The following is a 25,572-nucleotide window of genomic DNA, read 5'->3' as shown; positions in this document are numbered from 1 at the left end:
AAGATTAGCAGGCTAACGGAATTTAAATAAGATGGATTAGCGTTAGCTGGACGTGGCTGGAGGTCGCACAGTGGCTGCGTCGGCTTCGCGCGACGCAGTCGCTGTCAGGCGTTCGCTCTGTTCACAGCGATGAACCACTTCGGTTGCATGGCCGCGAAGTCGGTGCGGATGTTCGAGGGCAGGTAGCTGGCCGAATCCAATACGTGCATCTGACCTAGCGAGCGTTCGAAGACCACCCAGTGCCAGAAGTCGCGGCCGTTCTCCTGGTGGTGCTTGATGGCCAGCAGGGCCAGATCCGGCAGGCGCTCCCACGATACGAAGGGCGCTTCGCCTGGGGCGGCCGTCGCACCTCCCGTGGCCAGCAGACGCCTGACGTATTGGCTGTCGGACCACAAGGATTCGTCCTCGGCATGAATGCCCATGGCGTTGGCGATCGCCTTCATCTCGGCGTAGCTCTTGCCGAGAATGTTGGCTGCTGCGGCAATACCGCAGCCGCTGACTTCTTCTTGTACGACACAGTTGGGCGCGTATTCGGTGAGATTGGCCTGGGGCACCCAGCCTGATTCCACACCATCTTCGCGTGTACACCAGAACCAGCCATTGAGGCTGCGCGACGCGCTCAGCCGCTCGCCGACGCGTACATCGAGTTCACGGGCGGTATAGGCCTCGCGTGCGCGGGCGTGCAGATCATCGAGCCGTTCGATGACCTGGCCGGGAACCCAGCCAGCTTCCTGGCCAGGTGTGGTGCAGAGGAACCAGTTATCCCAGCCTTCGTCGCCCTGATACGCCTCGCCAACCGTGAGCGGCGCACCCTCGGTGAAAGTGATCGGGTTGGGAAATTCGCTGATGTGGGCTGTGGTGACGATGAAAGTTTGCAGATCCATATGCATCCAGCTGAGGTGATCCGTGGATAGGGCGTCACACAATAGAAGAGGTGCCCTCGTTGGCCCAGCCTCTTTTCATTTAGAGCAAGAACGTTCAAGACCTGTTCGAGGCGCTTGGCTAAGCTCGCCTGCTCAAGGAGGTTCCATGTCTCGTCATCAAGAATTCACTCAGGGCGCCCGCGATATGCTGCCGATGCTGCTCGGCGCCATTCCTTTCGGCATCATCTTCGGCAGCCTGGCAGGCGCTGCAGGGCTCGATCCCTGGCAGACGCAGGGTATGTCCTTGCTGGTATTCGCAGGCTCGGCGCAGTTCATCGCCGTCAGCCTGTTGACCGGCGGCGCCGGTATTGCCGTGGTGTTGCTGACCACCTTCGTGGTCAATCTGCGCCATGCCCTGTATAGCGCCAGCCTGCAGCCATACGTGCGTCATCTGCCCAAGCGCTGGCGCATGCCGTTGGCGTTCTGGCTCACCGACGAGGCCTACGCGGTGGTGGTACAGCGCTATGCGCGTGGCGATAGCGAACCCTATCGCCACTGGTACTTTCTTGGCGCGGCACTGGCCATGTACTGCAATTGGCAGCTGTGCACGCTGGTCGGTGTGCTGTTCGGCCAGGCGGTGCCGAACATCGGTGAATGGGGGCTGGATTTCGCCATGCTGGCGACCTTCATCGGTATCGTCGTGCCCATGTTGCGCAATCAGCCGCAGGTCGTGGCGGCCTTGGTCGCGGCAGGCGTGGCGCTGGCTTGTCATGAACTGCCGTACAAGCTCGGGCTGATGGCTGCCGCGGCCAGTGGCATCGTTGTCGGCGTGTGGTTGGAACGGCGCAAGCCGTTGCTGCAGGAGGAGTTGGTCTGATGGATGTCTGGTTGCTGATCCTGGGTATGCTGGCGATCACCTTCGTCACCCGCTATAGCCTGTTCGCGTTCCCTGATCTGCGTTTTCCGCCCTTGATCAGGCAGGGGCTGCATTACGTGCCGACTGCAGTGCTGACGGCGATTGTCGTGCCCGGCATGCTCATGCCGGACGGGCAGAGCTGGTCGCTGAGCTGGAACAACGCTTACCTGCTGGCGGGCCTGGTCGCCATTGCCATCGCCGCTTTCACACGGCACCTGCTGGCGACCATCGGTGGTGGATTGCTGGTGTTCTTCCTGCTGCGCTGGGCGTTCGGGCAACTGCCGATCTGAGTGGTACCGGCATGCCTGGTGAGCCGTGCGCACCAGGCAGGCACTGCGATATTCGCGGTGCGCACGGCGCACCCTACCAGGGGGCCGTTACACCAGTGCGCTGACTTTCAGGTCGAGCAGGCTCAAGCGCAGGTACTGTTGGTCAGCCTTGAGCAATAGCGCGTGGTCGTCGACGCTCAGTTCTTCATGAGCACGACCTTCTGCCTGGCTGCGGTAGAGGCTTTCACCAGGGTGGCGGCGCAGGCACTGGTAGCGCTGCTGGCGTGGTTCCACCTTGAGGCTGAGCATGTCGATATAGGCGACTTGCATCTCATCACTCTGGCCAGTCTCCAGCGCACTGCGCTGCAGGGCAGGTGTATGGGTGAAGGGCGAGGCCGAAAGCATGACATGTTGGCATTGCAGCAGATCAGTGCGCGGTTCGCCGTTGAGCAGCCAGTTGCCACGCAGATCACGCTGTAGGCAGAGGTTGCGCTGGCCATGGTTGTCGACCTTGAGCCAGAGGCGGCGGAAGCGCCAGCGTGGATCGCAATCGATCATGTAGTTGGCAACGATGCTGTTGCCCTTGATGACTTGCATGAGGTGGCTGGTGGCTTGGATGCCATTGGCATCCTGGCTCAGGCGCAGGGTTTCCACGCCAGGGTTGCACCAGGGTTTCCATACCAGGGTTTGCTGCATCGGTCGACTCCATGCCGAGCGCGAAACAGGAGGGAAGGGCGGCAGCTGCGCGCAGAACACGTTCCCTCGTGTTCCATGTTGTGATGGCACGCAGCATAAGGTGATGGCAATGTGATGTCTGTCAGCCTTTGCCGACAGTTGCGCAGTTTTTTGCGCTACAGATTCAGATTCTGGGTTTGAGCGGTTGCTGCTCGAACTTCACGCCGTCCAGGCCGTGGCTCATCAGTGCGCGAATGTTGCCGTGGTCACTGCCTTGTGGCGTGGCCAGCACGCTGCGGTAGTGTTCGCCGAAGGCGCGCAGCGCTTCGTCCTTGCTCAAGCCTTCCAGCAGGGCCAGGGCCAGAGTCTTGCAGGAGCCTTCGTTCTGGCCGGCAGCGTTCTCCACATCACCGTTACGGAAGGCGCTGGGCTGATAGTCGTAGTGCTCGGCGACGAAGGCCAGGGTTTCGCTGAAGGCGTAGTCGTCTTGTTGCAGGCGCTTGCGCAGCTCGTTGAGAGCGGTCATTCATGCTTTCCTTTGGTAAATGCGGCTTTCTGCTCGGCCGAGGCTTCTTGCTGATACTTGGCCTTCCACTCGGCATAGGGCATACCGTATACCGTCTCGCGGGCCTGGTCGGCGCTCACTTCGACACCGAGGTCGTCGGCTGCGGCCTTGTACCATTTGGACAGGCAGTTGCGGCAGAAACCGGCCAGGTTCATCAGGTCGATGTTCTGTACGTCAGGACGTGTGCGCAGGTGCTGCACCAGCGCACGAAAGGCTGCAGCTTCCAGTTCGAGGCGTTCTTGCTCGGTCATGGTGGCTCTCCGGGAATGGGTGGCGGCGATGATAAGAGCCTCGCCGGAGAGCGGCAAGCCGCTGAAAGCGGCTGTCAGCGATGACCGGCGAGCGTGATGGATACCGACTCGGCGAAACGCAGGGCATGGGGTTTGTCTACTTCCACTTCGGCGTAGCGCACGGCCTGATGGGTAATCACCAGGTCGAGAATCTCCTGAGTCAGGCGTTCGAGCAGGGCGAAGCGATTGCCTTCGACATGGGCGATGATGGCCTTGGTGATGGTGCGGTAGTTCAACGCATGCTCGATATCGTTGACCTCTACCGCATCGACGGCGGGGTAGAGAATGGTCAGGTTGATCAACACGTCCTGCTTGTTGTTGATCTCTTCTTCCTTGATACCGATGTAGGTGCGCAGGCGCAGGTCCTTGACGCGGATGCGCGCCATTCCGGGTTCCAGTCGCGGCATTAGTTGCTCCGTCCGATCAATTGCAGGAATTCGTGGCGAGTGTTGCAGGACTCGCGGAAGGCGCCAAGCATCACCGAGCTGCTCATCACCGAATTCTGCTTCTCAACGCCGCGCATCATCATGCACATGTGCTTGGCCTCGATCACCACGGCTACGCCCGCAGCATTGGTCACACGGGCGATGGCATCGGCGATCTGCTTGGTGAGGTTTTCCTGGATCTGCAGGCGCCGCGCGTACATGTCTACGATGCGCGCCACCTTGGACAGCCCGAGCACCTTGCCGGTGGGGATGTACGCGACATGCGCCTTGCCGATGAAGGGCAGCAGATGGTGCTCGCACAGCGAGTACAGCTCGATGTCCTTGACGATCACCATCTCGTCGTTGTCGGACTCGAACAGCGCACCGTTGACGATCTCCTCCAGCGACTGCTGGTAACCATGGCAGAGGTACTGCATGGCCTTGGCTGCGCGTTTGGGCGTATCGAGCAGACCCTCGCGCTCCGGGTTTTCACCGAGGCCTACGAGAATTTCGCGGTATTGCTGGGAAAGAGGTTGGCTCATGGCAGTGTCCTGGGCAGTCGCTTCACTTGAGGTGGCGGCCGCCGTTGAGGGTAAGGGTCGTTCCGGTTACGTAGGCGTTGTCCAGCAGATAGCGCAAGGTCTGATAGAAGGCCTGCGGGCCGGGTTCTATGCCCAGCGCCGATTTGGCCAAGGTCTTGGTCCGGTAGGCGTCGTCGTCACCATCGTTGAACATCAGCAGCGCCGGAGCGATGGTGTTGACCTTGATGCGTGGCGCCAAACGTGCGGCGAACGACGACGTCAGGCTTTCCAGGCCCGCCTTGCTCGCGCAGTAGGCGGGGCGATTGGCGCTGCCCTTGCGTACCACATCGTCACTCACGTGCACGATGTCGGCGTGTTTTGACTGCAGCAACAACTCGCTGCAATGCAGGTTGATCAGGTAGGGCGCAAGCATGTGCACGCTGAACAGCTGACGAAAGGCTTGCGCTTCTTCGCCCGGCGTTTCCGCCAGCCACTGCGAGGCGTTGTGCACGATCGCGCGCAGGCCGCTGCACTGCGCCTTGAGCTGTTCGATGAACGCCATGATGCCGCTCTCATCACTGAAATCAGCCTGCAGGGCGATGGCACCGCGCTCACGCAGTTGCGCAATATCGTCACGCATCTGGCGGTAGCTGATGATCACCGGCTGGCCTTCGTCGAGCAGACGTTCGGCGCAGTAGAGGCCGACCCTCTGGCCGGCGCCGGTGATCAGAATTGGGAAGCTGGCAGCGCTCATGTGCAACTCGTGAGAAAGAAATGAAGGTCTGGCTCGTACCGCCTCGGGATACCTGACCAGTGGCAGGCGGTACTCACCAGGCCGTGGATAAAGCTATACCAGAGTCGCAGGTTGTACAACCATGTGCGGCATGTGGTTTTGCTATCAGGCTGAGTGAATTAGCCTATTTTGCTGAGTTTTAAGGATTTTTACTGAGGAGGCCGAGAGGGGGATTTTGTACTTTACCTGTACGCATTGTTGTTTTTGTACAAATATTGGTTGCTTGTACAACAAAATCGGCCAGCACGAGGCTGGCCGAGTGGTAGAGATGGATGCTTTCAGGGCTTGCCGATGCTGGCGGCTCTTCTGCTCAGGCGCTGCGGGTAGTTACCTTGTAGCCAGGGCTCCAGCAGGCGAGTGGAAAGTGGGATGAACCAGTAGGTCATCAGTGGCGTCAAGGCCAGTGTCGACAACAGCACGCGGGTGATCAACGAAAGCTCGGCGAGCCAGGGGCCCAGCAGCAGGTTGAAGGCCAGGGATACTGGAAAGAACGCCAGCCAGATCGCCACGCTCTGCTTCCAGCGCGGAGGTTGTCGATGGGCGCTGCCGAACCAGGCGTCAAGGCCGACAGCACGCTTTTCCTGCGGTTGGGCAAAAAGGCCCGCACCACGCTGCAGCCAGGCCTGGCGTGAGGCCGAGTGCTCCCAGGAAGCCATGGTCTGTTCGTCGCTGAAACGGAAAACGATCTGGAACTCATCATCACCGGCAGGCGGTGCCAGTACGCCGGAGCCGAGGTAGCCAGGGAAGTCGGTGGCCAGGTGTTCGCCTTCACGTAGCCAGGCGATGAAATCGTGATAACGGCCATTGGCAACGCGGCGCGCCACCATCAGGGTAACGGGGGACATTGTGTATCTCCTCGAGTGTTGCCGTCAGCCGGGGTATGGCATTGGGCGCGATCGAGCACGGGGTAATGTGCTCGACGAAGAATGCAGCAAGGATTATTCCCGTTTTGCGGAAATTAGCCAGCCCTGCCTGATGGCGGACGTTGGCCGGAGCAAACCTTGCCTTTACGGCAACGTGTTGCACCGTCAGGGTGCGGAAGTCGCGCCAAATGGGGGCGCAGGCGGCAGAACAACCGATAGCCCCACTCCAGCAGCGGACGCAGCGGTCGCCAGCGCAGCGGCGCAACCCAGCTTCCCAGTCCGGCCGCCTCCCAGCTCCACAGGCTGGCATCAAGGCCCAGCAACCACTCGCCATCTGCCCAGCGTGCGTGCAGGCGATCCTGCATCGCGTTCAGGGACACACCCAGCGGCATCGGATCGAAGTCAGCGGCGGCAATATCTACCAGCAGCAGTCGCTGTGGTGACGCATGCCGCCTGAGCATGCCGATTTCGCGTGCGCAGAGCGGACAGTCACCGTCGTAGTAGAGGGTCAATGGCCAGGCAAGGTTGTGCATGAAATCACCTTGTACAGTTCTTGCACAATGTAAGCCTGCCTTAGCTGGGTTACAATGCGCTCATATTCGTTGCCGTGATGCCCGAAGCCATGCCAGAACTCGCCTCCGTCACATCGCTTGCGTCCAGCGCTTTGAAGCAGGAAGAGCTGTTCCCCATCCGCGAGGTTTCTCGCCTTACCGGCGTCAATCCGGTCACCCTGCGTGCCTGGGAGCGGCGTTACGGCCTGATTCAACCGACCCGTACCGACAGCGGCCATCGTCTCTACTCACAGGCCGATATCGATGCCGTGCGCAGCATCCTCGCCTGGATCGAGCGTGGCGTCGCGGTCAGCAAGGTCGGCTCGATCCTGGCCAAGAGCGCCAGCAGTCGCAGCGTCGCCACGCCGGCCTACAACGAAGTCAGCAGTGACGACTGGAGTCAGTGGCAGGGCCAGGTGCGCAGTGCGCTGCAGAGTTTCGATGAGCCTCGTCTCGAGCGCTTGTATGGGCAGATTTTCTCCTGCTATCCGCTGCCGGTCGTGTTCCAGGACATTTTCATGCCGGTCTGGCAGGAGTTGCTGCTGCGCCAGGACGAAGTCGGCCTGCGTGGCGAGTGGCTGATGCTCGACGGTTTCCTGCGTGGGCGCTGCTGGCAGCGTCTGCAATTGGGGCGCGATGATTCGCGTGAGCGCGTGCTGCTGGTGGCGCTACCGGGTCACTGTCGGGAACTGGAGTTGCTGGTTGCCGCGTTGCTGTTAGGCAATCAGGACGTCGGCGTGTCGGTGATGGGCCCTGGCGTACCCATGACCGACCTGGCCCTGGTCTGTGAACGCATGCAGCCCCAGGCGCTGGTGGTCTTCAGCAATCAGCCGCCAGGTGAGGAGTTCCCGCGGCAACTGGCGCGCCTGGCGCTGGGTCTGGCATGTCCGCTGCTGCTGGCCGGTGACAGTGCCGATCTGGCAGAGGAGAGCCTGGCTGGTTCGCCCATTGCCTGCCTGGGTAATGAAGGACGCCTGATGCAGCGTCGTATGCAGCAGTTTCTGGCTGGCCATCTCGATACCTGAGGCGGCCCAGGTTACTGAGCTTCAGCTGACTGCTGCAGGCTGCGACTGTTGTTCGTTGTGCTGTTCGAAGAGGTACTGACGCAGGGTCTGTTCATCTTCCGTATGCAGCGTCTGCAGGTTGTAAGCGTAACGCTTCTGGCTGACGCGCCTTGCGAGCCGCGCGCGCAGTTGAACGCGGCGCTCCTGGGGCAGAAGCAGTTGCAGCAACTGATCCTTGGCCGGCGTGCCTGTTCTACTGTATTCCACCAGAATTCCGTTGTTCGATAGCTCCAGCGCCTTCAGGCCACTGGGCTGGTCGCTGCCATCCAGCAGTGCCAGCGCTGTGGGCAGAGCGAGACGCCATGGGCGTTCGTTCACCCCTTGTTCGAAGATCAGCGGTGCGCCCAGTTCCAGGCGCGACTGGCTGTGGCCGTCCTGGATCAGGTGCAGGGGGAAGCTCAGGTGCTGATTATCGGTGTGCGTGTCCAGGCTTAGCTGCTCTTCGTTGCCCAAGCGCGCCAGAAGCTCACTGAGTTGTTCGCCCAGAGCCAACCGCGGCGCAGGGTGAGGGCGCCGCTTTTGCGGAGGTTTGAAGAGGATCGTCTGGATGAAATCCAGTTCGTCCTTGGTGAGCAGCGGGTCGCTTTGCATGAGATGAGACTGCACGGGGTCAAACTCATCTGACTGCGCTGGCGAAGGATAGTTTTATCCGTTCGTCAGCTTTTAAGGCGCGCCAGCTCGGCTTTCAGCTCGGTGACCTCTGCCTCGAGCTCACGCACCCGCTGCTTGGCTTCGACCTGTTCGGTGACATCCTTCTGGATACCGATGTAGTAGGTCAGTTGGTCGCTTTCGTTGAGCACCGGAGTGATCGATAGCTCGTTCCAGAACGCGCTGCCATCTTTGCGGTAGTTACGAATGATCTGTCGACAGGGCTTGTTCGCCTTGACCGCTTCGCGAATGGCCTGCAGGCCGAGCTGTGCGCGGTCATTGCCCTGCAGGAAACGGCAATCCTGGTAGAGGATGTCATCGCAGGGGTAGCCGGTCAGGCGCTCGAATGCCGCGTTGGCGTAGATCAGAATATTGTCTTCGCCCTCCTGCTCGGCCACCACGATCCCGTCGTTGGAGGCGTCGACTACCAGTTGCAGCAGTTTGGCATTGATCATGAGTCCGGTTCCGCGATGGATATGCGCTGCATTCTAAAACATCGGGTCGGCCTGTCCACTTGCGGCATAATACGCGGCGTTTTTCCTGTTTCCGGAGTTGTCATGAAAGTCGCCATTCTCTCGGGCTCGGTCTACGGCACGGCCGAGGAAGTCGCTCGCCACGCCGAGCGCCAGCTCAAGGCCGCCGGGCTGGATGCCTGGCACAAAGCGAACATGAATATCGAGGAGCTGCTGGCCTTCGCGCCGGATGCCTTCCTTACCGTCACGTCTACCACTGGCATGGGTGAGCTGCCGGACAACCTGTTGCCGCTGTACAGCGAAATCAGAGACCGTTTGCCGGCTTGGAGCGGCAAACCGGCTGCAGTGCTGGCGCTGGGCGACTCCAGTTATGACACCTTCTGTGGCGGCGGTGAACTGATGCGTGAGTTGTATGCCGAGCTGGGCCTGCGCGAAGTGCTGGACATGCTGCGCCTCGACTCCAGCGAAACCGTCACACCTGAAACCGATGCCGAACCCTGGCTGCAAGCCTTCGTGGCAGCGCTGAAGGCCTGACGTGCACCCGCGCGCTCGCCAGTTGATCGACAGCCTCGGGCTCGCCGCGCATCCCGAGGGCGGTTACTACCGTCGTCTGTTCGTTTCGGCGCAGCGCGATGCTCAGGGCCGGGCGGCTTCCAGTGCCATTCTGTTCCTGCTGCCGGGTGGCGCGGTCAGCCGCTGGCATCGGGTCGACGCCGATGAGCTGTGGCACTTTCACGAGGGCGATCCGCTGCAATTGTTGATCGCCGACACTCCCGGCGCAGTGCGTTGCGAGCTGCTCGGGCCAGCGGCAGAAGGGCAGATGCCGCAGCGCGCGGTCGCGGCCCATGCCTGGCAGGCGGCGCGCTCGACAGGCGCCTATACGCTGGTCGGCTGCAGCGTGGCGCCGGAGTTCCAGTTCGAGGGCTTTCGCCTGCTGGCCGATGATAGCGCCGCTCAGGCGCAGTGGCCGCTGCTGGCTCGCGATTACCCCGAGCTGGTTTGAGCGGCGATAAAAGCGGCGAATACCTGCCTATCGCACCGCGTCGCGCCAGAGCCGTGACCCGCAAAGCCATCAAGATGGCTGCCAGGGCAACTACCGCCAGCGACGCGCCTGGCTAGACTGCGGACACCACCGACCAACAAGAATATCGAGGTGACCGCCGTGAATGCTCCGCTGAAACTCCCTGCCGTGAAGAATCTGGTTTCCGAGGCCGAATGGCGTGCACGCGTCGACCTCGCCGCCTGCTACCGGCTGATTGCCCTCTATGGGTGGGACGACCTGATCTTCACTCATATCTCTGCCAAGGTACCGGGCACCGAGGACTTCCTCATCAACCCCTATGGCCTGATGTTCCACGAAATCACGGCGTCTAGCCTGGTCAAGGTCGACCTGGCGGGTAATAAGCTGATGGACAGCCCGTTCGACATCAACCCGGCCGGTTACACCATTCACAGCGCCGTGCACGAGGTGCGCCACGACGTCGGTTGCGTGCTGCACATCCATACGTCTGCCGGCATCGCCGTGTCGGCGCAGAAGCAGGGCTTGCTGCCGCTGTCGCAGCAATCACTGTTCGTCCTCGCCAGCCTGGCCTACCACGGTTATGAAGGCGTGGCGCTGAATCATGACGAGAAAGCGCGGCTGCAGGCGGATCTGGGCGACAAGAACTTCATGATCCTGCCCAACCATGGGCTGCTCACCGCTTTCGGCGGCATCGCCGACGCCTTCCTCGGCATGTTCGTCCTGCAGCGTGCCTGCGAGATTCAGGTCATGGCGCAGAGCGGCGGTGCCGAGCTGATCCATATTCCGCAGCAGATTCTCGACGGCGCACGGGCAATGATCGCCGGCGTGATGAAAACGCCGCAAGGCATGGGTGGCGCGCTGCCCTGGCCAGCGCTGCTGCGCAAGCTGGACCAGCAGATGCCGGGTTACGACCAGTGAGCGAGCTGCCAGGCATTGCCCTGGATGAATGGCGCGGGCAAAGCCAGGTGCTGGACTTTCGTGGTCACAGGATCCGTTACTGGACCGCTGGAGACACAGAAGCCCAGCCGTTACTGCTGATCCACGGCTTTCCCAGCGCCAGCTGGGACTGGCACCGCCTGTGGGCGCCGCTGGCCGAGCGTTACCGGGTGATCGCCTGCGACATGCTTGGCTTCGGTTACTCGGCCAAACCGCGTGGGCATGCCTACAGCCTGCTGGAACAGGCCGATCTGCAGCAGGCACTGCTAGCCCACATCGGCGAACAACGGGCCTTGCATGTGCTGGCTCATGACTATGGCGACAGCGTTGCCCAAGAGCTGATCGCACGGCACCAGGATGGGCAACTGCAACTGGCGAGCTGTGTGTTCCTCAACGGCGGCCTGTTCCCCGAAACGCATCATCCGGTGCGGGTGCAGAAGTTGCTGCTCGGGCCGCTTGGTCCGCTGATCGGGCGATTGTTCTCACGGCGCAAGCTGGCACAGAGTTTTGCCCGTATCTTCGGCCCGCACACCCAGGCCAGCGAAGCCGAACTGGATGCCCTGTGGCAACTGGTGGCGTACAACAACGGGCCGGCGGTGATGCATCGCCTGATTCGCTACATGCCCGAGCGGCGCCAGCAACGGCAGCGCTGGGTTACGGCGATGCAGGCCACGGCGCTGCCGATGCGGGTGATCGATGGCGCCTTCGATCCCATCTCCGGTGCACATATGGTGGCGCGTTACCGTGAGCTGATCGCAGACGCCGACACCGTTCTGCTCGACGGCATCGGCCACTATCCGCAGTTGGAGGCGCCGGCTGCGGTGCTCGAGCATTACCTGCAATTTCGCGATGCAAGGAGCTCGGATGCGTAGACGTACCCTGCTCAAAGGCGCCGTGTTCGGCGGAGCCGCCGCACTCGGCGCCGGCTATTGGGCCTTGCCTGCCGGGCCACGGCCGGCGGCTGTCAGCCTGGAGGGCGCACGCCAGGTGCTGGCGGACCTGCACGGCAAGACGCTGCAGAGCATTCGCGGCTGGAGCCCGAGCGAGGTGTTCAATCACTGCGCGCAGAGCATCGATTACTCCATCGACGGTTATCCAGAGCTGAAACCGGCCTGGTTTCGCCACTGCCTGGGGCCTGCCGCGTTCGCCGTGTTCAGCGGTCGCGGCGCCATGCGTCATCCGCTGGACGAGGTGATTCCCGGTGCTGCGTCTCTGCTCGAACCGGCTAGCCAGGGCTTGGCGTTGCAGCGCCTGCAGATGGCCTTCGAGCGGTTCGCCAGCTACAGCGGTGAGCTGCAGCCGCATTTCGCCTATGGCGCGTTGGAACATGGCGAATACGCCGAGGCGCACGTGTTGCACCTGTACAACCACCTGAGCCTGATTCGCATCGCCTGAGCGCGCATAAGGTCGCATTATCGGCCGTCATTCAGCGCCCGCGCGCGTCTTGTGAAGCGTGCGGGGCTGCCTGACACTCGGCGCATTCACAACCTGCCCGAGGAAGCTGTCGATGAGCGATGCCATCCGTTTCGAAGATCAAGTGGTCATAGTCACCGGTGCCGGCGGTGGCCTGGGCCGCGCCCATGCGCTGCTGTTCGCTCGTCATGGCGCCAAGGTGGTGGTCAACGATCTCGGCGGTAGCACCCATGGTGAAGGGGCCAACGCTTCGGCGGCCGACAAGGTGGTGGAAGAGATTCGCGCCTTCGGCGGTACTGCAGTGGCCAACCATGACTCGGTCACCGACGGCGACAAGATCGTGCAGACGGCGCTGGATCATTTCGGCCGTATCGATGTGCTGGTCAACAATGCCGGCATTCTGCGCGACAAGAGCTTCCACAAGATGGAAGATGCCGACTGGGATCTGGTCTACAGGGTCCATGTCGAAGGTGCCTACAAGACCACTCACGCGGCCTGGCCCCACTTGCGCGAGCAGAACTTCGGCCGTGTCATCTTCACCTCGTCGACCTCCGGCATCTACGGCAACTTCGGCCAGAGCAACTACGGCATGGCCAAGCTCGGCCTGTACGGCCTGACCCGCACCCTGGCCATCGAAGGGCGCAAGAACAACATTCTGGTCAATGCCATCGCGCCGACCGGTGCCACGCGCATGACCGAAGGACTGATTCCGCCGCAGGTGTTCGAGCAGCTCAAGCCCGAGCTGGTCAGCCCGTTGGTGGTGTACCTCGGTAGTGCCGCTTGCCAGGACACCGGTGGCCTGTTCGAGGTCGGCGGTGGTTGGGTGGGCAAGGTGCGCTGGGAGCGCAGCCTGGGCGCCGGTTTCGACCCCAGCGCGGGCTTCAGCCCCGAGGATGTCGCCGCCCAGTGGCAACGCATCTGCGATTTTGAAGGCGCTGCACACCCGGCCGACAACGTCGAGGCGCTCAAGGAGATGATGGCGAACCTGCAGAAATACGCGCTCTAGAGCACATGCGGACACTGAAAGCCCGGTAGTGATCATATAGAACGCTCAATGCGGCGTTTGGCAGGAGCCCCGAGGCGAAGCTTTGCCAGGCCCTGCTGCTCTGGTTCGCGGCGGGGCGCGGCTCCCACATAGTCGGTGTCTGTGCAGTGAGTAGTACCCGGCTGTTACCTGTCGGAGGAAATAGGGGCGAATAATGGCATTCGTTCCACCTACCTTCAGGAGACGATCATGGCTGCCAAGAAGATTCTCATGCTGGTCGGCGATTACGCCGAGGACTATGAAACCATGGTGCCGTTCCAGGCACTGCAGATGGTCGGCCACACCGTACATGCGGTCTGCCCGGACAAGGTGACCGGCCAGACGGTCCGCACCGCTATCCACGACTTCGAGGGCGACCAGACCTACAGCGAGAAGCCGGGGCACAACTTTGCGCTCAACTTCGATTTTGCCAAGGTCCGTGCCGAGGACTACGACGCTCTGGTCATTCCCGGTGGCCGTGCTCCCGAGTACCTGCGGCTGAATGCCGACGTCATCGCGCTGGTGAAGGCCTTCACCAGCGCCGACAAGCCCATCGCTGCCGTCTGCCACGGTGCTCAGTTGCTGGCGGCCGCCGGGGTGCTGGAGGGACGCGAGTGCAGTGCCTATCCTGCTTGTGCGCCGGAAGTGGCGTTGGCCGGTGGCAAGTACGTGGAAATTCCGGTGGATCAGGCACACGTGCAGGGTAAGCTGGTCACCGCGCCAGCCTGGCCTGCGCATCCGGCCTGGCTGGCGGCGTTTCTCAAGGTACTTGGGACTGAAATCCGCTTGTAGCTAACGTAGCCCTGATGCAATCCGAGGCCGCACCATTGTCGGCATCCCCGGATTGCATCCGGGCTACGACGCTCGTGAGGAGATAAAGCCGATGTGCGAACTCTATGTGAAGGCCGACCCGATTCTCTACGAATCGCGCGCACGCTCATTGCGCATCCGCGGTGTGGTCACCACGTTGCGTCTGGAAAATCAGTTCTGGGACATCCTGCGCGAAATCGCCGAAGTCGATGGCATGACCACCAACCAGCTGATCGCCAAGTTGCATGACGAGGTCATGGATTTTCGCGGCGAAGTGGTCAATTTCGCCTCGTTCCTGCGTGTCAGCTGCACCCGCTACCTGGCACAGAAGGCCGGGCGTCAGGTGCCGCTGAGGGTGGTCGGTGCAAGCGGCTGAGTCACTGGTACATCCAGAAGTTCGGGTGTTCCTGCACGTTCGGTGTGGTCGGCTGCTGGCTCGGTTGGGATTGCTGGAAGAAGCGTTTGATCAGACTCATGCGGAGTTACTCCTGTAGGTAGTGGCTGTTGAACAGGTGTGCATGATCGGAGAAGCGCTTTGATTGATAAAACGGATTGTCTCTATCTTTGTGATTGGGTATGGCTATACCTGACCATCGATATTTGTCGTTGCGATCATTCAGGCAAGGCTGCCGGGACGCCGGGGTAAGCGCACGCTGACACGCAGGCCGCCGAGCGGTGACTCATCGAGGGCAATACTGCCCTGATGCAATTCAACGATGCGGCGCACGATGGACAAGCCCAGCCCGGCGCCCTGGCCTTCGCCAGCGCGAAAGAAGCGCTCGAACAGCCGCTCGCGCAACGCCGCTGGCACACCGGGGCCGCTGTCGAGTACCTGCAGCAGCAGGTCCTCAGTGGTGGCCTGCAGCTGTACCTGAACGCAGCCGCCCGCCGGGGTGTACTGCACAGCATTGCTCACCAGATTCTGCAGCAGGATACCCAGGCTGGGCGCGTCCGCCGGCAGGTGGTAGTCGCCTGGTTCCTGAGCGTCGAGAACCAGCTCCTGGCCGCGATTGAGCGCCAGGGGTGTCAGTTCAGCCAGCTCGCCACGCAGGAAGGCAAGCAGGTCGAGGTGATCCATGTTCAGGCGGATGCCGTTGGGGTCCAGGCGTGCCAGTGTCAGCAGTTGTGCGACGACGCGGGTGGCGCGGTCGACACCGCTGCCCAACTGTCTCAGCGCCTCTTCGCGGTCGCCGGCATCCGGCGCCTCGAGTGCGTTCTGGGCGTGGATGCGCAGCACCGCCAACGGCGTACGCAGCTCGTGGGCGGCATCGGCGATGAAGCGCTTTTCCTGTTCGAGCAACTGGTTGACCTGCATCAGCAGGCGATTGAGCGCGGCGGCCATCGGCTCCAACTCGTTGGGTAGTGGCGGGAAGACCAGCGGCGCCAGGTTGTCCGGGGCGCGGCCGCGAATGGCATCGGCCATGCGTTTGAGCGGATACAAACCCCAACCCACGGTCAGCCATAGCAGCAGGCCGACGATGGGCAGGCCGATCAGCAGCGGTTGCAGGCTGCGTCGGGCAATCTTGCCGATCAGCTCGCCGCGCACGTCTTCGCGCTCACCTGCCAGTACCCAGTGGTGATCGCGACTGTCATGCAGCACGAACACGCGCCAGCGATGCTGGCCGATATTCAGAGTGTGATAGCCGATCAGGTAGCGGGCCAGTTGGACCAGGCGCTCGCGCATGGGCTGGTCATCCTTGGGCAGCGCCAGGCCGAGCTGCGCGATCATGTTGTTCAGCAAACCAGGTGGGGCACTGGCAGACTGGAACAGCAGCTCGCCATCGTCATCGAGCATCTGAAAGGCCAGCTTACCCTCGTATTCGTGACCGAGCAGGTTGTCCGGGTTGCGCGCGCTGTGCAGCAGCAGCGCTTCGTCGAGCACTGCCTGCATCTCACCTCGCTCGTTCTCGCTGAGGTCGTGGCGTACCAGGCCCATGAGCAGGCGCGCAGTCTGCGACAGCTGAGCGTCGAACAGCTCGCGCACCTCATGCACCGAGTCGTTGTAGATCTTGTGGCTGATCAGCCCGAAGCTGGCCGCTACCAGCAGCAGTAGCAGGGCGAGCATGCGGGTACGAATGGAACCGAAGGTTTTCAGCAGCCTCATTTGTCCACCAGATAACCGACGCCGCGCACGGTGCGGATCAGCTCCGGGAAGAATTTCTTGCGCAGGTGGTGCACGTGCACTTCCAGGGCGTTGCTTTCCACTTCCTCATCCCAGCCATAGAGCGCCTGTTGCAGCTTGTCGCGGGTCAGCACGCGACCGGGCTGGATCAGCAGTTCGTGCAGCAAGAGAAATTCTTTGCGTGGCAGGTTGATGACCTGGCCCTGGTATTCGACCACCTGGCTGGCCGGGTCGAGACTGATGCCGCGGTATTGCAGTGCCGGTTGCGGGCGCTGGAAGCTGCGCCGCAGCAGGGCACGCAGGCGTGCCTTGAGCTCGGCGACATCGAAGGGCTTGACCAGGTAATCGTCTGCGCCGGCATCGAGGCCCGCGATGCGGTCGCTGGTGGCGTCACGTGCGGTGAGCACCAGCACTGGTACCGGGTTGGCCGCTGCGCGCAGGTGCTTTAGCACCTGCAGGCCGTCCATGCGCGGCAGGCCGAGGTCGAGAATGGCCAGCTCGAAACTCTCGTGGCTCAGCGCATGCAGCGCGCTGGCGCCGTCCTGCAGCCAGTCCACGGTATAGCCTTCGGGTTTCAGAGCGGTGCGAATGCCTTCGCCCAGGGCCTGGTCGTCTTCGATGAGAAGAATACGCATGGTCACTCCTGCAGAGGGTTACTGGAGTTTACCTGTCACCTGCTGCAAAAGCGCTGTGGCTTCTGCGCGGCGCCCCTGGTCGGCCAGCTCACGGCCTGGACGATCCCTGGCCGCCAGGGCCTTTTCCAGCGCAGCGCGGGCTTGCTCGTAGCGTTTCTGCCGTTGCAGGAAGTCGCCGTAGAAATAGTTCGGGTCGAGGCCGTCCGGGTTGATCGCCAGTGCCTGCTTGAGCATATTCTCGGCCTGTTCGTCGTCGCCGAAGCCGATCGGCCAACCGGGGACCTGGTAATACAGGCTGCCGAGGCTGGTATAGGCCGAACCAGCCAGGGCTTTTGGATCGATGGCCAGCGCCTGCTCCAGGCTGGCTTTGGCCTGCTTGACCAGGCCCAGGGCGCCGAGACCACCCTTGGCACCGGCCTGGGTGCTGAGGATGATGCCGCGCCAGATCAGCAGCTCCGGCGCCCTGGGTTCGCTGGCCAGGGCCGCATCGGCTTGCGTGACGAGCTTGGCGAAGGCCGCTTCGCGCTGCTTCTGCGGCGTCTCGTAGTTGATCTCGGCCCAGCGTGTCTGCAACTGCTGCAACTGGGCCTGGCCGTTGTCACTGAGGGCGAAGGCGGGCAGGGCGGTGAAGCCGAGTGCGGCGATGATCAGGGTGCGAAATGCGTTCACGGGCAATCTCCTCAGTGCTTGTGGCGGGCGAAGCGTTGAATGATCGGCAACTGCTTGCGCAGGGCCTGGTCGACCACGCGCGGCAGCAGGCCGTTGAGGCGCACGAACAGGCGTTCCGGCCATCCCAGGTAGCGCTCTTCCTGCTCGTGGCGGATGGTTTGCAGCAATTCGGCCGCGACTTTTTCCGGATCGTCCATGTTCACGCCCAGCTCGTCGTTCATCGCCACCACGCTGGGGGCGTTCATCGGCGTACGGGTGGCGCGCGGCGCGAAATAGAGGATGCGCACATTGGTGTCGGCCAGCTCGCGGCGCAGCGCCTCGGAGAAACCGCGCAGGGCGAACTTGCTGGCGCAGTAGGCAGCAAAGCCTGGGTAGCCGATGGTGCCGAAAGTGGAGCCGACGTTGATCACCAGCGCATGCCGTTGCGCACGCAGCAGCGGCAGCAGGCGCTGGGTCAGTTGCAGCGTGGCGGTGACGTTGAGGCCGATCAGCTCGGCGATCAGCTGCTCGTCCTGCTGATCGAGCAGGCCGAAGCGGTTGACCCCGGCCGCGTTGATCAGGCAGTTCAGCCCACCGAAGTTCTGCGCTGCGGCGACCAGTGCATCACGCCCGCTGCGGCTGGCGATATCGGCCTGCACCAGTAGCACGTTCTGCGGAAAGCGTTGCAGAAGCGGCTGCAGGGGCTCCAGTCGGCGCCCGACCAGCAGCAGATGGGCGCCTTCGCTGGCCAGGCGATGCGCCAGGGCCAGGCCGATGCCGCCACTGGCGCCGGTGAGCAGAGCACGGCAATCCATCGGTTGCATGACCTTACTCCTCGCCAGCCAGCGGCAGGCTGCGGAACATGTCGCCGTACAGGCGGTAGACGACTTTGGCAGTGTGCACCACGGCGGCCTTGTCATCGTCGTTGTCCAGTTGGTTCATCAGTTTCTTGAAGAACTCGATGTGTTCCAGATCCAGGCTGCCGTGGGAGTTGAGGTAGCTGAAGGTCTTGTTCGGCAGCTGCAGCTTGTCCTGGATGATGCCGGCTGCCTGGGTGGCCAGGGTAATGCTGGTGCCTTCTAGCACGTTGACCATGCCGAAGAAGCTCACCGGGTTGTGTCGGGCGATGCGGTCGTAGACATAGGCCACCATCAGTTCGGTAGCCATGTGCGGGGTGCCGTTGCGCACCGCTTCCTTGTCGGTGCCGCAGGCCGCGATGTCATTGAGCACCCACTCCTGGTGGCCGGTTTCTTCCTCGATGTACTCGGCGATGGCTTCGCGCAGCCATTCCAGGCGTTCCGGCAGGCGTGCGCCACAGGCCATCAGCAACGGCACGGTGTGCTTGACGTGGTGGTAGGCCTCGGTGAGGAAGGCGATGTAGCTGTGCAGGGCGACCTGGCCGGTCATGGCCTGCTGGATGATCGGTGCACTCAGCAGGTAGTCGCGTTCGGCCTGGGTCTGGTTCAGCAGGGAATCGTAGAAAGTCATGCATGTACTCCTTCTGCCATCAGCTCATCGATGGCGGCTTGGTAATGGTTGAACAGGGTGATGCGGCGCAGGCGACCATTGGCCGTGGCCAGGTCGTTGCTCGTGCTGAACGGGGCATCGGCGCGCAGCCAGTGATGTACGCGGGCGTAGTCCGGGAGGCCGTGATTGACGGCGTCCACGGCTTCCTGCAACTGCGCGTCTGGGGTATTGGCGAAGCGCGGCACCAGCACCGCGACGTTGCCCGGCAGCGCCTCGCCGTGCAGCCAGGCCTGGGCGATGGGCAACTGCTGCACCAGTTCTGACTCGACCCATTCCGGGTTGACGTTGCGCCCGTAGGCGGTGATGAACTGATGCTTCTTGCGCCCGTGCAGCACCAGAAAGCCATCCTCGAAATGACCGAGGTCACCGGTGCCCAGCCATTCGCCTTGCGCTGCCGGCTCACCCAGATAACCGAGCATGCGCGCGCCCTTGACCAGCACTTCGCCGTCGTCTGCCAGCGTCACCTGTAGGTGGTCGAGCGGTTTTCCGGTGCTGCCGATGCGGCGTTGCTCGGGCGTGTTCAGGCACACCACCGAGGCGCACTCGGACAGGCCATAGCCCTCGAAGATCGGCAGACTCAACGCGTCGGCGCGCTCCAGCAACTGCGCGGAAACCCGGCCGCCACCTACGGCGACGAAACGCAGCGAGCCCGGTACCGGCAGCTTGCGCTCGGCCGCGTTGACCAGGGCCAGCAGTAATTGCGGCAGCAGGATCAGGCTGTGCGGCTGGGCGGCGTGCAGGGCCTGGAGAAAGCGCGCCAGGTCGAAGCCACTGGCCCCGGTCAGGCCGATCTGCGCCATGGGCATCAGCTCGACCCGCGCGCCGGCCAGCAGCGGCGCGTAGACGCCGGCGATGTTCTCCAGCAAGGTCGCCAGCGGCAGGATGCACAGGTGCCGCTGCACCTCGCGGCTGGCGCTGGCCTTGACCAGGCTGCCGGCCACTGCCAGTTGCGTTTTCAGGTCCAGGCACACGCCCTTGGGCTGGCCGGTGGTGCCGGAGGTGTAGGTGATCTTGCAGGTGCCCGGATGCAGCGCGGCCGATTGCGTCACCGTGCGGCGATGAATGTTGCCCTCGACGGTGGCGAAACCGGGGGCGCTGTTGCCGATCAGGCAATCGATGCCGGCGCTGTCGAGCACATGGCGCTGCTGCTCGGCAGAGAAGAACGCCGGTACCGGTACGCAGACCAGGCCCGCGTGCAACGCCGCCAGGTCCCACAGCACCCAGTCGGTGCCGTTGTCCAGGGCCAGCGCCACACGGTGGGCGCCTAGGGCGCGCAGGTGCCTGCCGCGCGCCTCGACCGCGCCGAGCAGTTCGGCATAGGTCAGCGTGCGTTCGCCCTCGGCCAAGGCGATGTGCGGGCCGAACTCGGCCAGGCGAGCGAAGAAGGATTCAACTGCAGACCACATCGGGCATCTCCTCCAGGGGATAGAGCGGTTGATGGCCGAGGCGCGGATAGGCGCCCAGTTGCAGCAGGCGCTGATGACCGCCATGAATGTCACCCGCCATGACCAGTGGACGGTTGTCGTAATAGCTGCCCCAGTCGGCAAGCTCCTCGCCCATGCGTGCCGGATCGGCTTCGCCCAGGGCGATGGGGGTCAGGCCCAGGCGCTGGAAGCTGTTGAGCAGGGTTGGGGTGCCGGTGAAGGTGACCCAGCGAAAACCCAGGGCTACCAGCAGATCGGTCAGCGCGACGATCAGCAGGCGCGCGGCGCCGGGGCTGTCGGCGGCCAGGTTGCCGACTTCCACCAGCTCGCCCCGGCTGGGCTCGCTGTGGCCCAGGCGTGCGCCGATGGCAGTCTGGATCGGCTCGTTCAGGTAGCGCTCGAGAAACAGCGGGCCGCTGTTGCCGCTGCGCACGCCCACCGCGCCGAGCAACTGCCCGCTTTGATTTTCCAGGCCGAACAGACAGGGCATGAAGTGGCGGATGCGTGCGCCGTGCTGCAACTCGAAGCGCTGGCGGATGAACCGCTCCAGGGCAACGCGGCGTGCGCTGTCGGGAGAGGCCAGGTGGAGTTCGTAACTATCGCCGCGCCCGATACGGGCAACGGGACGATCATGCTGCGCCCAGGGGAGTTCCATGCTCGGAACCTCGGTAATGAACCTGGGGGCGATTGTGTGAGGGGCTGGCTTAACGCTGTATTAAGACTTTGCAGAATGTTTCAGGCTTATGGTCTCGGCGCTGACTATCGCGGATGAGTCCGTGCCTGCAATGGGCTTGAATACTGGCTCTTGGCAGGATGAGCGGGTAAGTTTCGGACTGAATGGGCCATCGCTGGCAGGATCAACACCGAGCATTCAGGGAGCAAAGATGACGTCACTCAATGCTGACCCCAAGTTGCAACCTCTGCTCACCGAACTGGGCGAGCTGATCCGCCAGGCCCGGCAGCAGGCCGTGCGTGCGGTGGATACGATTCAGGTGCAAACCTGCTGGGAAATCGGCCGGCATATCGTTGAATTAGAGCAGGGTGGGCAGGCGCGTGCCGCCTACGGCAAGAATCTGTTAACGGCGCTGGCCAAGGGACTGACGGCCGAGTTCGGCAAAGGTTTCGATGCAACCAATCTGCGACATATGCGGGCGTTCTTTCTGGCTTTTCCAATTCGCGACGCACTGCGTCGCGAATTGAGCTGGACGCATTATCGCACCCTGCTCAAGCTGGACAGCGACAGTGCACGGCAGTGGTACATGAACGAGGCCGCGACGCAGAACTGGAGCACCCGTGCGCTGGAGCGGCAGATCGGCACGTTGTAGTACGAGCGTCTGCTGGCCAGCCAGGATCGCGCGGCGGTCGAGCAGGAGGCGGCGAGCAAGCTGCAGGCCCTGGGCAAGAGCCCGCGTGAGTTCGTGCGCGATCCGGTGCTATTGGCGTTCCTCGGCCTGCCCAATGCCGGCACCATGTTGGAGGGCGAGCTGGAGCAGGCGCTGATCGACCAGTTGCAGAGCTTTCTGCTGGAACTGGGCAAGGGTTTCGCCTTCGTCGGCCGGCAGCAGCGCATCAGCACCGAGAGCAAGGATTTCTATATCGACCTGGTGTTCTACAACTACCTGCTCAAGTGCTTCGTGATCTTCGATCTCAAGCGCGGCGAGTTGACCCATCAGGATATCGGCCAGATGGACATGTACGTGCGCATGTTCGATGACCTCAGGCGCGGCACGGAAGACGGCCCGCCCGTGGGCATCATCCTCTGTGCGCAGAAGGATGCGTCCGTGGTGCGTTATTCGGTGCTGCAGGGCAGCGAGCAACTGTTCGCCAGCAAATACAAGCTGGTGTTACCCAGTGAAGAAGAGCTACGGGCCGAGCTGGATCGGGAGCGAGCGCGGCTGGCCGAGCAACGTGGGCTGTACTGGGTTCACTGAGCTGGGAGGGGGTTGTGCATCAGGGCACCGAGCGGCTGCCAGGCCCGGCCCCGGGCCTGAGGATATTCAGCCGACCTGCGCAACCCAGTCATTGAGGTTGTAGTAGTTGCTGATGCGCACCACCTTGCCGTGCTTGATCTCGAAGAAGGCGCCTGCCGGCAGCACGTAGGTCTGGCCGTTGGCCGGCGGCAGGCCTTCGTCGTCGGCCAGGTACTCGCCGTGCACCACGAACTCGGCAGCGGCGCGGCTGCCTTCGGCGTTCTGCATCACCACGATGTCGGTCAGGCGCTCGCGGTAGCAGCGGTTCATCTTGTCCATGAAGGCGGCGAAGGTGGCCTTGCCGACCTGACGCTCGCCCTGGTTGATGTCGTGCAACACGTCGTCGGCCAGCAGGTCGAGAAAGGCGGGCATGTCGCTGGCGTTGAAGGCGGCGTAGTAGGCCTGAACCAGTTCGGTGGCGGTCATGGCTAAGTTCCTTGCGTTGCGTCGTTAGTGGTTTGCCGGTGGGCATGATAAGTTCGCCGCTTCCCGCCGGCATAGCCGTCGGCGTCACCCTGCTGTTGGCCAACGACTGCGCATGGACATTCAGTTGCTCCACGGGGCCGAGATTGCGCCCCATATCGACGACCTGGCGCGCCTGCGTATCCAGGTGTTCCGCGAGTTTCCCTATCTCTACGCGGGCGACCTCGACTACGAGGCCGAGTACCTGGCTACCTACGTGCGCAGTGCCGATAGCCTGTGCGTGCTGGTCGTCGACGCCGGTCAGGTGGTAGGCGCTTGCACGGCGTTACCGCTGCAGGACGAAACCGAGGCGTTTCAGCAGCCGTTCATTGCTGCGGGCTGGGACTCGGCGCGGATCTTCTACTGCGCCGAGTCGGTGGTCTTGCCGGCCTGGCGTGGGCGCGGTCTGGGCGTGCGCTTCTTCGCCGAGCGCGAGGCCCATGCACGCAAGCTGGGGCGTTTCGACTGGTGCGCCTTCTGCGCCGTGCAGCGCCCCGTCGATCACCCGCGACGGCCTGCCGACTACCAGCCGCTTGACGCCTTCTGGATCAGGCGCGGCTACCGCCATCATCCCGAATTGCACACCCATTACCACTGGCGTGATCTGGACGAAGCCGAAGAGTCGGCCAAGCCCATGTCGTTCTGGTTGAAGGAACTCACCTCATGATCAAGGTTGCCGCCTGCCAGTACCACATCGATCTGCTGCCCACCTGGGATGCCTACGTCGAGCACCTCACCACACTCTGCGAAGAGGCTGCCGGGCAGGGCGCTGACCTGTTGTTGCTGCCGGAGTACGCCGGGTTGGTGCTGACAGGGCAGTTACCGGAAGAAGAGCGCGGCGACCTGCATGGTTCCATCGCCGGTATCCAGCCGCTGTTGCCACGCTGGCTGGAGCTGTGCAAGCACCTGGCGCGGCGGTTGAATCTCTACCTGCAGCCCGGCTCGATGGCGGTGCTCGATGACGACGGCATCTACCGCAACCGCGCCTGGTTGTTCGGCCCGGATGGCTGTCTGGGCACCCAGGACAAACTGATCATGACCCGCTTCGAGCTCGAACAGTGGCACATCGCGGCGGGCAGCGGCCTCAAGGTGTTCGAGACGGCGCTGGGCAAGCTCGGCATTCTGATCTGCTATGACAACGAATTCCCCTTGCTGGCGCATACCCTGGCCGAGGCGGGCGTCGATCTGATTCTCGCCCCCAGCTGCACCGACACCGTGGCCGGCTTTCATCGCGTGCGCATCGGTGCCCAGGCTCGCGCGCTGGAGAACCAGATCGCCGTGCTGCACTCGCCCACCGTCGGCCTGGCGCCCTGGTCGCCCTCGCTGGACGAGGGCTATGGCCGCGCCTCGCTGTACGTGCCATCGGACTACGGCATGCCGGCCAGCGGCATCGTCGCCGAGAGCGAGCAGCTGTGCCCCACGCACAGCCACTGGCTGATCTGCGAGCTGGATCTGGATGAGGTGCGCCGCGTGCGCGAGCAGGGCCAGGTGTTCACCCGTCGCGACTGGCCACGACAGTTCGATGACGGCCGGTTGGTGCTGCGTTGAACGCGCCGCAGGCCCTGCCGGATTCACCTCGTGCTGCCTACGCGCGTGCGCTTTCAGCCGGCTTCGTGGTCGATGCTGCACAACGCCGCGCGGTCGAGGCGCTGCAGCAGTGCTTCGAGGCCGCGCAACGTGGCGAACGGCCGCTCGGCGTTTATCTCTGGGGGCCGGTCGGGCGTGGCAAGACCTGGCTGATGGACAGCTTTTATAACGCCCTGCGAGTGCCGGCGCGGCGGCAGCATTTTCATCATTTCATGCAATGGGTGCATCGCCGGCAGTTCCAGCTGACCGGCAATGCCGATCCGCTACGACTTTTAGCCGAGGAGCTGGGACGCGAGGTGCGTGTGCTCTGTTTCGACGAGCTGTTCGTCAGCGATATCGGCGATGCCATGCTGCTGGGCCGCCTGCTCAGCCTGGTGGTGGAGCAGGGCGTGGTGCTGGTGGCCACCTCCAACCAGCCGCCGGATCAGCTGTATGCCGAGGGCTACAACCGCGAGCGCTTCCTGCCCGCCATCGCTGCGCTCCAGATGCATATGCAGGTCGTTGCCGTGGACGGCGAACAGGATCATCGCCTGCATCCCGGTGCCGAGGTTCAACGCTATTGGGTGCAGCAGCCACAGGCGCTGGGCGAGCTGTTCGCCCGCTTGAGCGATGGGCAGGTCATCAGCCGTGAAACGCTGCAGCTGGCCCATCGCAGCCTGGTGAGCCTCGGTCACTGCCCAGCGGCACTGTGGTGTCGTTTTCACGATCTGTGCGAGCAGCCACTGGCGGCGGTGGATTTCATCCAATTGTGCGAGCGTTTCCCGGCCATCCTGCTCGGCGAGGTGCCATGCCTGGGTGGTGAGCAGCGTGAAGGACGCATCGCCCGTGGCACCGAGGATGGCGCCGAACGGGTCGATGCCGGGGATCGGCAGTTGCCCGCGCTGTCGCGCAACGACGATGCGGTACGGCGCTTCATTGCCCTGGTCGACGAGTGCTACGACCGCCGCGTGCCGCTGTATATCGAGGCCGAAGTGGCGCTGGATGAACTCTACATCCAGGGCTACCTCGGCTTCGCCTTCCGGCGCACGCTAAGCCGCCTGCGCGAGATGCAACTGCAGCGTTTCGGGGCAAGCTGAC

Annotated in this window: 33 protein-coding genes and 1 pseudogene; 15 read left to right on the top strand and 19 right to left on the bottom strand. The window is 63.0% G+C overall.

Going from position 1 to position 25,572, the window contains the following annotated elements; translation table 11 throughout:
• Positions 1 to 104 precede the first annotated feature (104 nt).
• Positions 105 to 884, bottom strand: a complete 780-nt coding sequence (locus GV002_RS18425; RefSeq protein WP_160019736.1) for a hypothetical protein — start codon at positions 882 to 884, stop codon at positions 105 to 107.
• A 145-nt stretch (positions 885 to 1,029) separates the two neighbouring features.
• Here GV002_RS18425 and GV002_RS18420 point away from each other — a divergent pair, with 145 nt between their 5' ends.
• Both GV002_RS18420 and GV002_RS18415 read left to right on the top strand, forming a co-directional pair.
• Positions 1,030 to 1,740 (top strand): AzlC family ABC transporter permease, encoded by a 711-nt coding sequence (locus tag GV002_RS18420; RefSeq protein WP_160019735.1) that lies wholly within the window; start codon positions 1,030 to 1,032, stop codon positions 1,738 to 1,740.
• Positions 1,740 to 2,069 (top strand): AzlD domain-containing protein, encoded by a 330-nt coding sequence (locus GV002_RS18415; RefSeq protein WP_160019734.1) that lies wholly within the window; start codon positions 1,740 to 1,742, stop codon positions 2,067 to 2,069. Before GV002_RS18420 ends, GV002_RS18415 begins: the two co-directional genes overlap by 1 nt.
• Positions 2,070 to 2,156: 87 nt before the next feature.
• Here GV002_RS18415 and GV002_RS18410 read toward each other — a convergent pair whose 3' ends face one another.
• The 8 genes from GV002_RS18410 to GV002_RS18375 all read right to left on the bottom strand — a co-directional run bounded on the left by GV002_RS18410 (position 2,157) and on the right by GV002_RS18375 (position 6,713).
• A complete protein-coding gene (locus GV002_RS18410; protein WP_160019733.1) occupies positions 2,157 to 2,744 on the bottom strand; it encodes a putative glycolipid-binding domain-containing protein in 588 nt (195 codons plus the stop codon).
• A gap of 163 nt (positions 2,745 to 2,907) precedes the next feature.
• Positions 2,908 to 3,249, bottom strand: a complete 342-nt coding sequence (locus GV002_RS18405) for a HopJ type III effector protein (protein WP_160019732.1) — start codon at positions 3,247 to 3,249, stop codon at positions 2,908 to 2,910.
• On the bottom strand, positions 3,246 to 3,539 hold the full coding sequence (locus GV002_RS18400) for a DUF1244 domain-containing protein (protein WP_160019731.1): 294 nt from the start codon (positions 3,537 to 3,539) through the stop codon (positions 3,246 to 3,248). The genes GV002_RS18405 and GV002_RS18400 overlap by 4 nt, the downstream gene beginning before the upstream one ends.
• 74 nt (positions 3,540 to 3,613) lie before the next feature.
• A complete protein-coding gene (folX, locus tag GV002_RS18395; protein ID WP_160019730.1) occupies positions 3,614 to 3,985 on the bottom strand; it encodes a dihydroneopterin triphosphate 2'-epimerase in 372 nt (123 codons plus the stop codon).
• Positions 3,985 to 4,545, bottom strand: a complete 561-nt coding sequence (gene folE / locus GV002_RS18390; RefSeq protein WP_160019729.1) for a GTP cyclohydrolase I FolE — start codon at positions 4,543 to 4,545, stop codon at positions 3,985 to 3,987. Before folE ends, folX begins: the two co-directional genes overlap by 1 nt.
• Before the next feature lie 22 nt (positions 4,546 to 4,567).
• A complete protein-coding gene (gene folM / locus GV002_RS18385) occupies positions 4,568 to 5,278 on the bottom strand; it encodes a dihydromonapterin reductase (protein WP_160019728.1) in 711 nt (236 codons plus the stop codon).
• Between the two features lie 317 nt (positions 5,279 to 5,595).
• On the bottom strand, positions 5,596 to 6,162 hold the full coding sequence (locus GV002_RS18380) for an antibiotic biosynthesis monooxygenase (RefSeq protein WP_160019727.1): 567 nt from the start codon (positions 6,160 to 6,162) through the stop codon (positions 5,596 to 5,598).
• A 113-nt stretch (positions 6,163 to 6,275) separates the two neighbouring features.
• Entirely contained in the window at positions 6,276 to 6,713 is a 438-nt protein-coding gene (locus GV002_RS18375) for a thiol-disulfide oxidoreductase DCC family protein (protein WP_160019726.1), read from the bottom strand.
• An 89-nt stretch (positions 6,714 to 6,802) separates the two neighbouring features.
• Here GV002_RS18375 and GV002_RS18370 point away from each other — a divergent pair, with 89 nt between their 5' ends.
• Positions 6,803 to 7,756 (top strand): MerR family transcriptional regulator, encoded by a 954-nt coding sequence (locus GV002_RS18370; RefSeq protein ID WP_160019725.1) that lies wholly within the window; start codon positions 6,803 to 6,805, stop codon positions 7,754 to 7,756.
• Between the two features lie 21 nt (positions 7,757 to 7,777).
• On the opposite strand, the gene GV002_RS18365 is transcribed toward GV002_RS18370, so the two are convergent.
• Together GV002_RS18365 and GV002_RS18360 are read right to left on the bottom strand one after the other, a co-directional pair.
• Positions 7,778 to 8,401, bottom strand: coding sequence for a hypothetical protein (locus tag GV002_RS18365; RefSeq protein ID WP_256667131.1), 624 nt, complete (start codon positions 8,399 to 8,401; stop codon positions 7,778 to 7,780).
• Between the two features lie 50 nt (positions 8,402 to 8,451).
• A complete protein-coding gene (locus GV002_RS18360) occupies positions 8,452 to 8,898 on the bottom strand; it encodes a PAS domain-containing protein (RefSeq protein WP_160019724.1) in 447 nt (148 codons plus the stop codon).
• Between the two features lie 102 nt (positions 8,899 to 9,000).
• On the opposite strand from GV002_RS18360, the gene GV002_RS18355 reads away from it, so the two are divergent.
• From GV002_RS18355 to GV002_RS18320, 8 genes are all read left to right on the top strand, one after another.
• Positions 9,001 to 9,450, top strand: a complete 450-nt coding sequence (locus GV002_RS18355; protein WP_160019723.1) for a flavodoxin — start codon at positions 9,001 to 9,003, stop codon at positions 9,448 to 9,450.
• Position 9,451: 1 nt separating this feature from the next.
• Positions 9,452 to 9,919: a cupin domain-containing protein gene (locus tag GV002_RS18350; RefSeq protein ID WP_160019722.1), complete on the top strand. Its 468-nt coding sequence runs from the start codon at positions 9,452 to 9,454 to the stop codon at positions 9,917 to 9,919.
• Positions 9,920 to 10,078: 159 nt separating this feature from the next.
• Positions 10,079 to 10,855, top strand: coding sequence for a class II aldolase/adducin family protein (locus GV002_RS18345; RefSeq protein WP_372241839.1), 777 nt, complete (start codon positions 10,079 to 10,081; stop codon positions 10,853 to 10,855).
• Positions 10,852 to 11,745, top strand: a complete 894-nt coding sequence (locus GV002_RS18340) for an alpha/beta fold hydrolase (protein ID WP_160019720.1) — start codon at positions 10,852 to 10,854, stop codon at positions 11,743 to 11,745. Before GV002_RS18345 ends, GV002_RS18340 begins: the two co-directional genes overlap by 4 nt.
• Positions 11,738 to 12,268: a DUF1569 domain-containing protein gene (locus GV002_RS18335; protein WP_160019719.1), complete on the top strand. Its 531-nt coding sequence runs from the start codon at positions 11,738 to 11,740 to the stop codon at positions 12,266 to 12,268. Before GV002_RS18340 ends, GV002_RS18335 begins: the two co-directional genes overlap by 8 nt.
• Before the next feature lie 112 nt (positions 12,269 to 12,380).
• A complete protein-coding gene (locus GV002_RS18330) occupies positions 12,381 to 13,292 on the top strand; it encodes an SDR family oxidoreductase (RefSeq protein WP_160019718.1) in 912 nt (303 codons plus the stop codon).
• Between the two features lie 225 nt (positions 13,293 to 13,517).
• Positions 13,518 to 14,102 (top strand): DJ-1/PfpI family protein, encoded by a 585-nt coding sequence (locus GV002_RS18325; protein ID WP_178094765.1) that lies wholly within the window; start codon positions 13,518 to 13,520, stop codon positions 14,100 to 14,102.
• Positions 14,103 to 14,193: 91 nt separating this feature from the next.
• Positions 14,194 to 14,496 (top strand): ribbon-helix-helix domain-containing protein, encoded by a 303-nt coding sequence (locus tag GV002_RS18320; RefSeq protein ID WP_160019716.1) that lies wholly within the window; start codon positions 14,194 to 14,196, stop codon positions 14,494 to 14,496.
• Positions 14,497 to 14,736: 240 nt separating this feature from the next.
• Here the strand turns inward: GV002_RS18320 and GV002_RS18315 are convergent, their stop codons facing one another.
• Genes GV002_RS18315 through GV002_RS18285 form a run of 7 tightly spaced genes read right to left on the bottom strand, consistent with a single transcriptional unit; the run spans position 14,737 to position 21,131 of the window.
• Positions 14,737 to 16,224, bottom strand: a complete 1,488-nt coding sequence (locus tag GV002_RS18315; RefSeq protein WP_160019715.1) for an ATP-binding protein — start codon at positions 16,222 to 16,224, stop codon at positions 14,737 to 14,739.
• Positions 16,221 to 16,877, bottom strand: coding sequence for a response regulator transcription factor (locus GV002_RS18310; RefSeq protein ID WP_160019714.1), 657 nt, complete (start codon positions 16,875 to 16,877; stop codon positions 16,221 to 16,223). The genes GV002_RS18315 and GV002_RS18310 overlap by 4 nt, the downstream gene beginning before the upstream one ends.
• 18 nt (positions 16,878 to 16,895) lie before the next feature.
• Positions 16,896 to 17,546, bottom strand: coding sequence for a tetratricopeptide repeat protein (locus GV002_RS18305; protein ID WP_160019713.1), 651 nt, complete (start codon positions 17,544 to 17,546; stop codon positions 16,896 to 16,898).
• Positions 17,547 to 17,557: 11 nt separating this feature from the next.
• Entirely contained in the window at positions 17,558 to 18,349 is a 792-nt protein-coding gene (locus tag GV002_RS18300; RefSeq protein WP_160019712.1) for an SDR family oxidoreductase, read from the bottom strand.
• Between the two features lie 4 nt (positions 18,350 to 18,353).
• On the bottom strand, positions 18,354 to 19,013 hold the full coding sequence (locus tag GV002_RS18295; RefSeq protein WP_160019711.1) for a TenA family transcriptional regulator: 660 nt from the start codon (positions 19,011 to 19,013) through the stop codon (positions 18,354 to 18,356).
• Entirely contained in the window at positions 19,010 to 20,458 is a 1,449-nt protein-coding gene (locus GV002_RS18290; protein ID WP_160019710.1) for an AMP-binding protein, read from the bottom strand. Before GV002_RS18290 ends, GV002_RS18295 begins: the two co-directional genes overlap by 4 nt.
• Positions 20,442 to 21,131 carry a thermostable hemolysin gene (locus tag GV002_RS18285; RefSeq protein WP_160019709.1) on the bottom strand — a complete coding sequence of 230 codons (690 nt, stop codon included), beginning with the start codon at positions 21,129 to 21,131 and terminating at the stop codon, positions 20,442 to 20,444. The genes GV002_RS18290 and GV002_RS18285 overlap by 17 nt, the downstream gene beginning before the upstream one ends.
• A 229-nt stretch (positions 21,132 to 21,360) precedes the next feature.
• Here GV002_RS18285 and GV002_RS18280 point away from each other — a divergent pair.
• A pseudogene (locus GV002_RS18280) lies at positions 21,361 to 22,407 on the top strand (YhcG family protein).
• Positions 22,408 to 22,473: 66 nt separating this feature from the next.
• Here the strand turns inward: GV002_RS18280 and GV002_RS18275 are convergent.
• A complete protein-coding gene (locus GV002_RS18275) occupies positions 22,474 to 22,872 on the bottom strand; it encodes a nuclear transport factor 2 family protein (RefSeq protein WP_160019708.1) in 399 nt (132 codons plus the stop codon).
• 112 nt (positions 22,873 to 22,984) lie between these two features.
• Between GV002_RS18275 and GV002_RS18270 the strand changes: the two genes are divergently transcribed.
• From GV002_RS18270 to zapE, 3 genes are read left to right on the top strand one after another with little or no spacing between them, the layout of a single operon-like run.
• A complete protein-coding gene (locus GV002_RS18270) occupies positions 22,985 to 23,575 on the top strand; it encodes a GNAT family N-acetyltransferase (RefSeq protein ID WP_160019707.1) in 591 nt (196 codons plus the stop codon).
• Entirely contained in the window at positions 23,572 to 24,456 is an 885-nt protein-coding gene (locus GV002_RS18265; RefSeq protein ID WP_160019706.1) for a carbon-nitrogen hydrolase family protein, read from the top strand. The genes GV002_RS18270 and GV002_RS18265 overlap by 4 nt, the downstream gene beginning before the upstream one ends.
• On the top strand, positions 24,453 to 25,571 hold the full coding sequence (gene zapE / locus GV002_RS18260) for a cell division protein ZapE (RefSeq protein ID WP_160019705.1): 1,119 nt from the start codon (positions 24,453 to 24,455) through the stop codon (positions 25,569 to 25,571). The genes GV002_RS18265 and zapE overlap by 4 nt, the downstream gene beginning before the upstream one ends.
• Position 25,572: the final 1 nt, after the last annotated feature.

It is taken from the genome of Pseudomonas sp. 8O (genome assembly GCF_902506495.1).
Lineage (GTDB): Bacteria > Pseudomonadota > Gammaproteobacteria > Pseudomonadales > Pseudomonadaceae > Aquipseudomonas > Aquipseudomonas chaetocerotis.
Note: the sequence above shows the minus strand (reverse complement) of the source record. Positions and strands in the feature narration are given on the sequence as shown.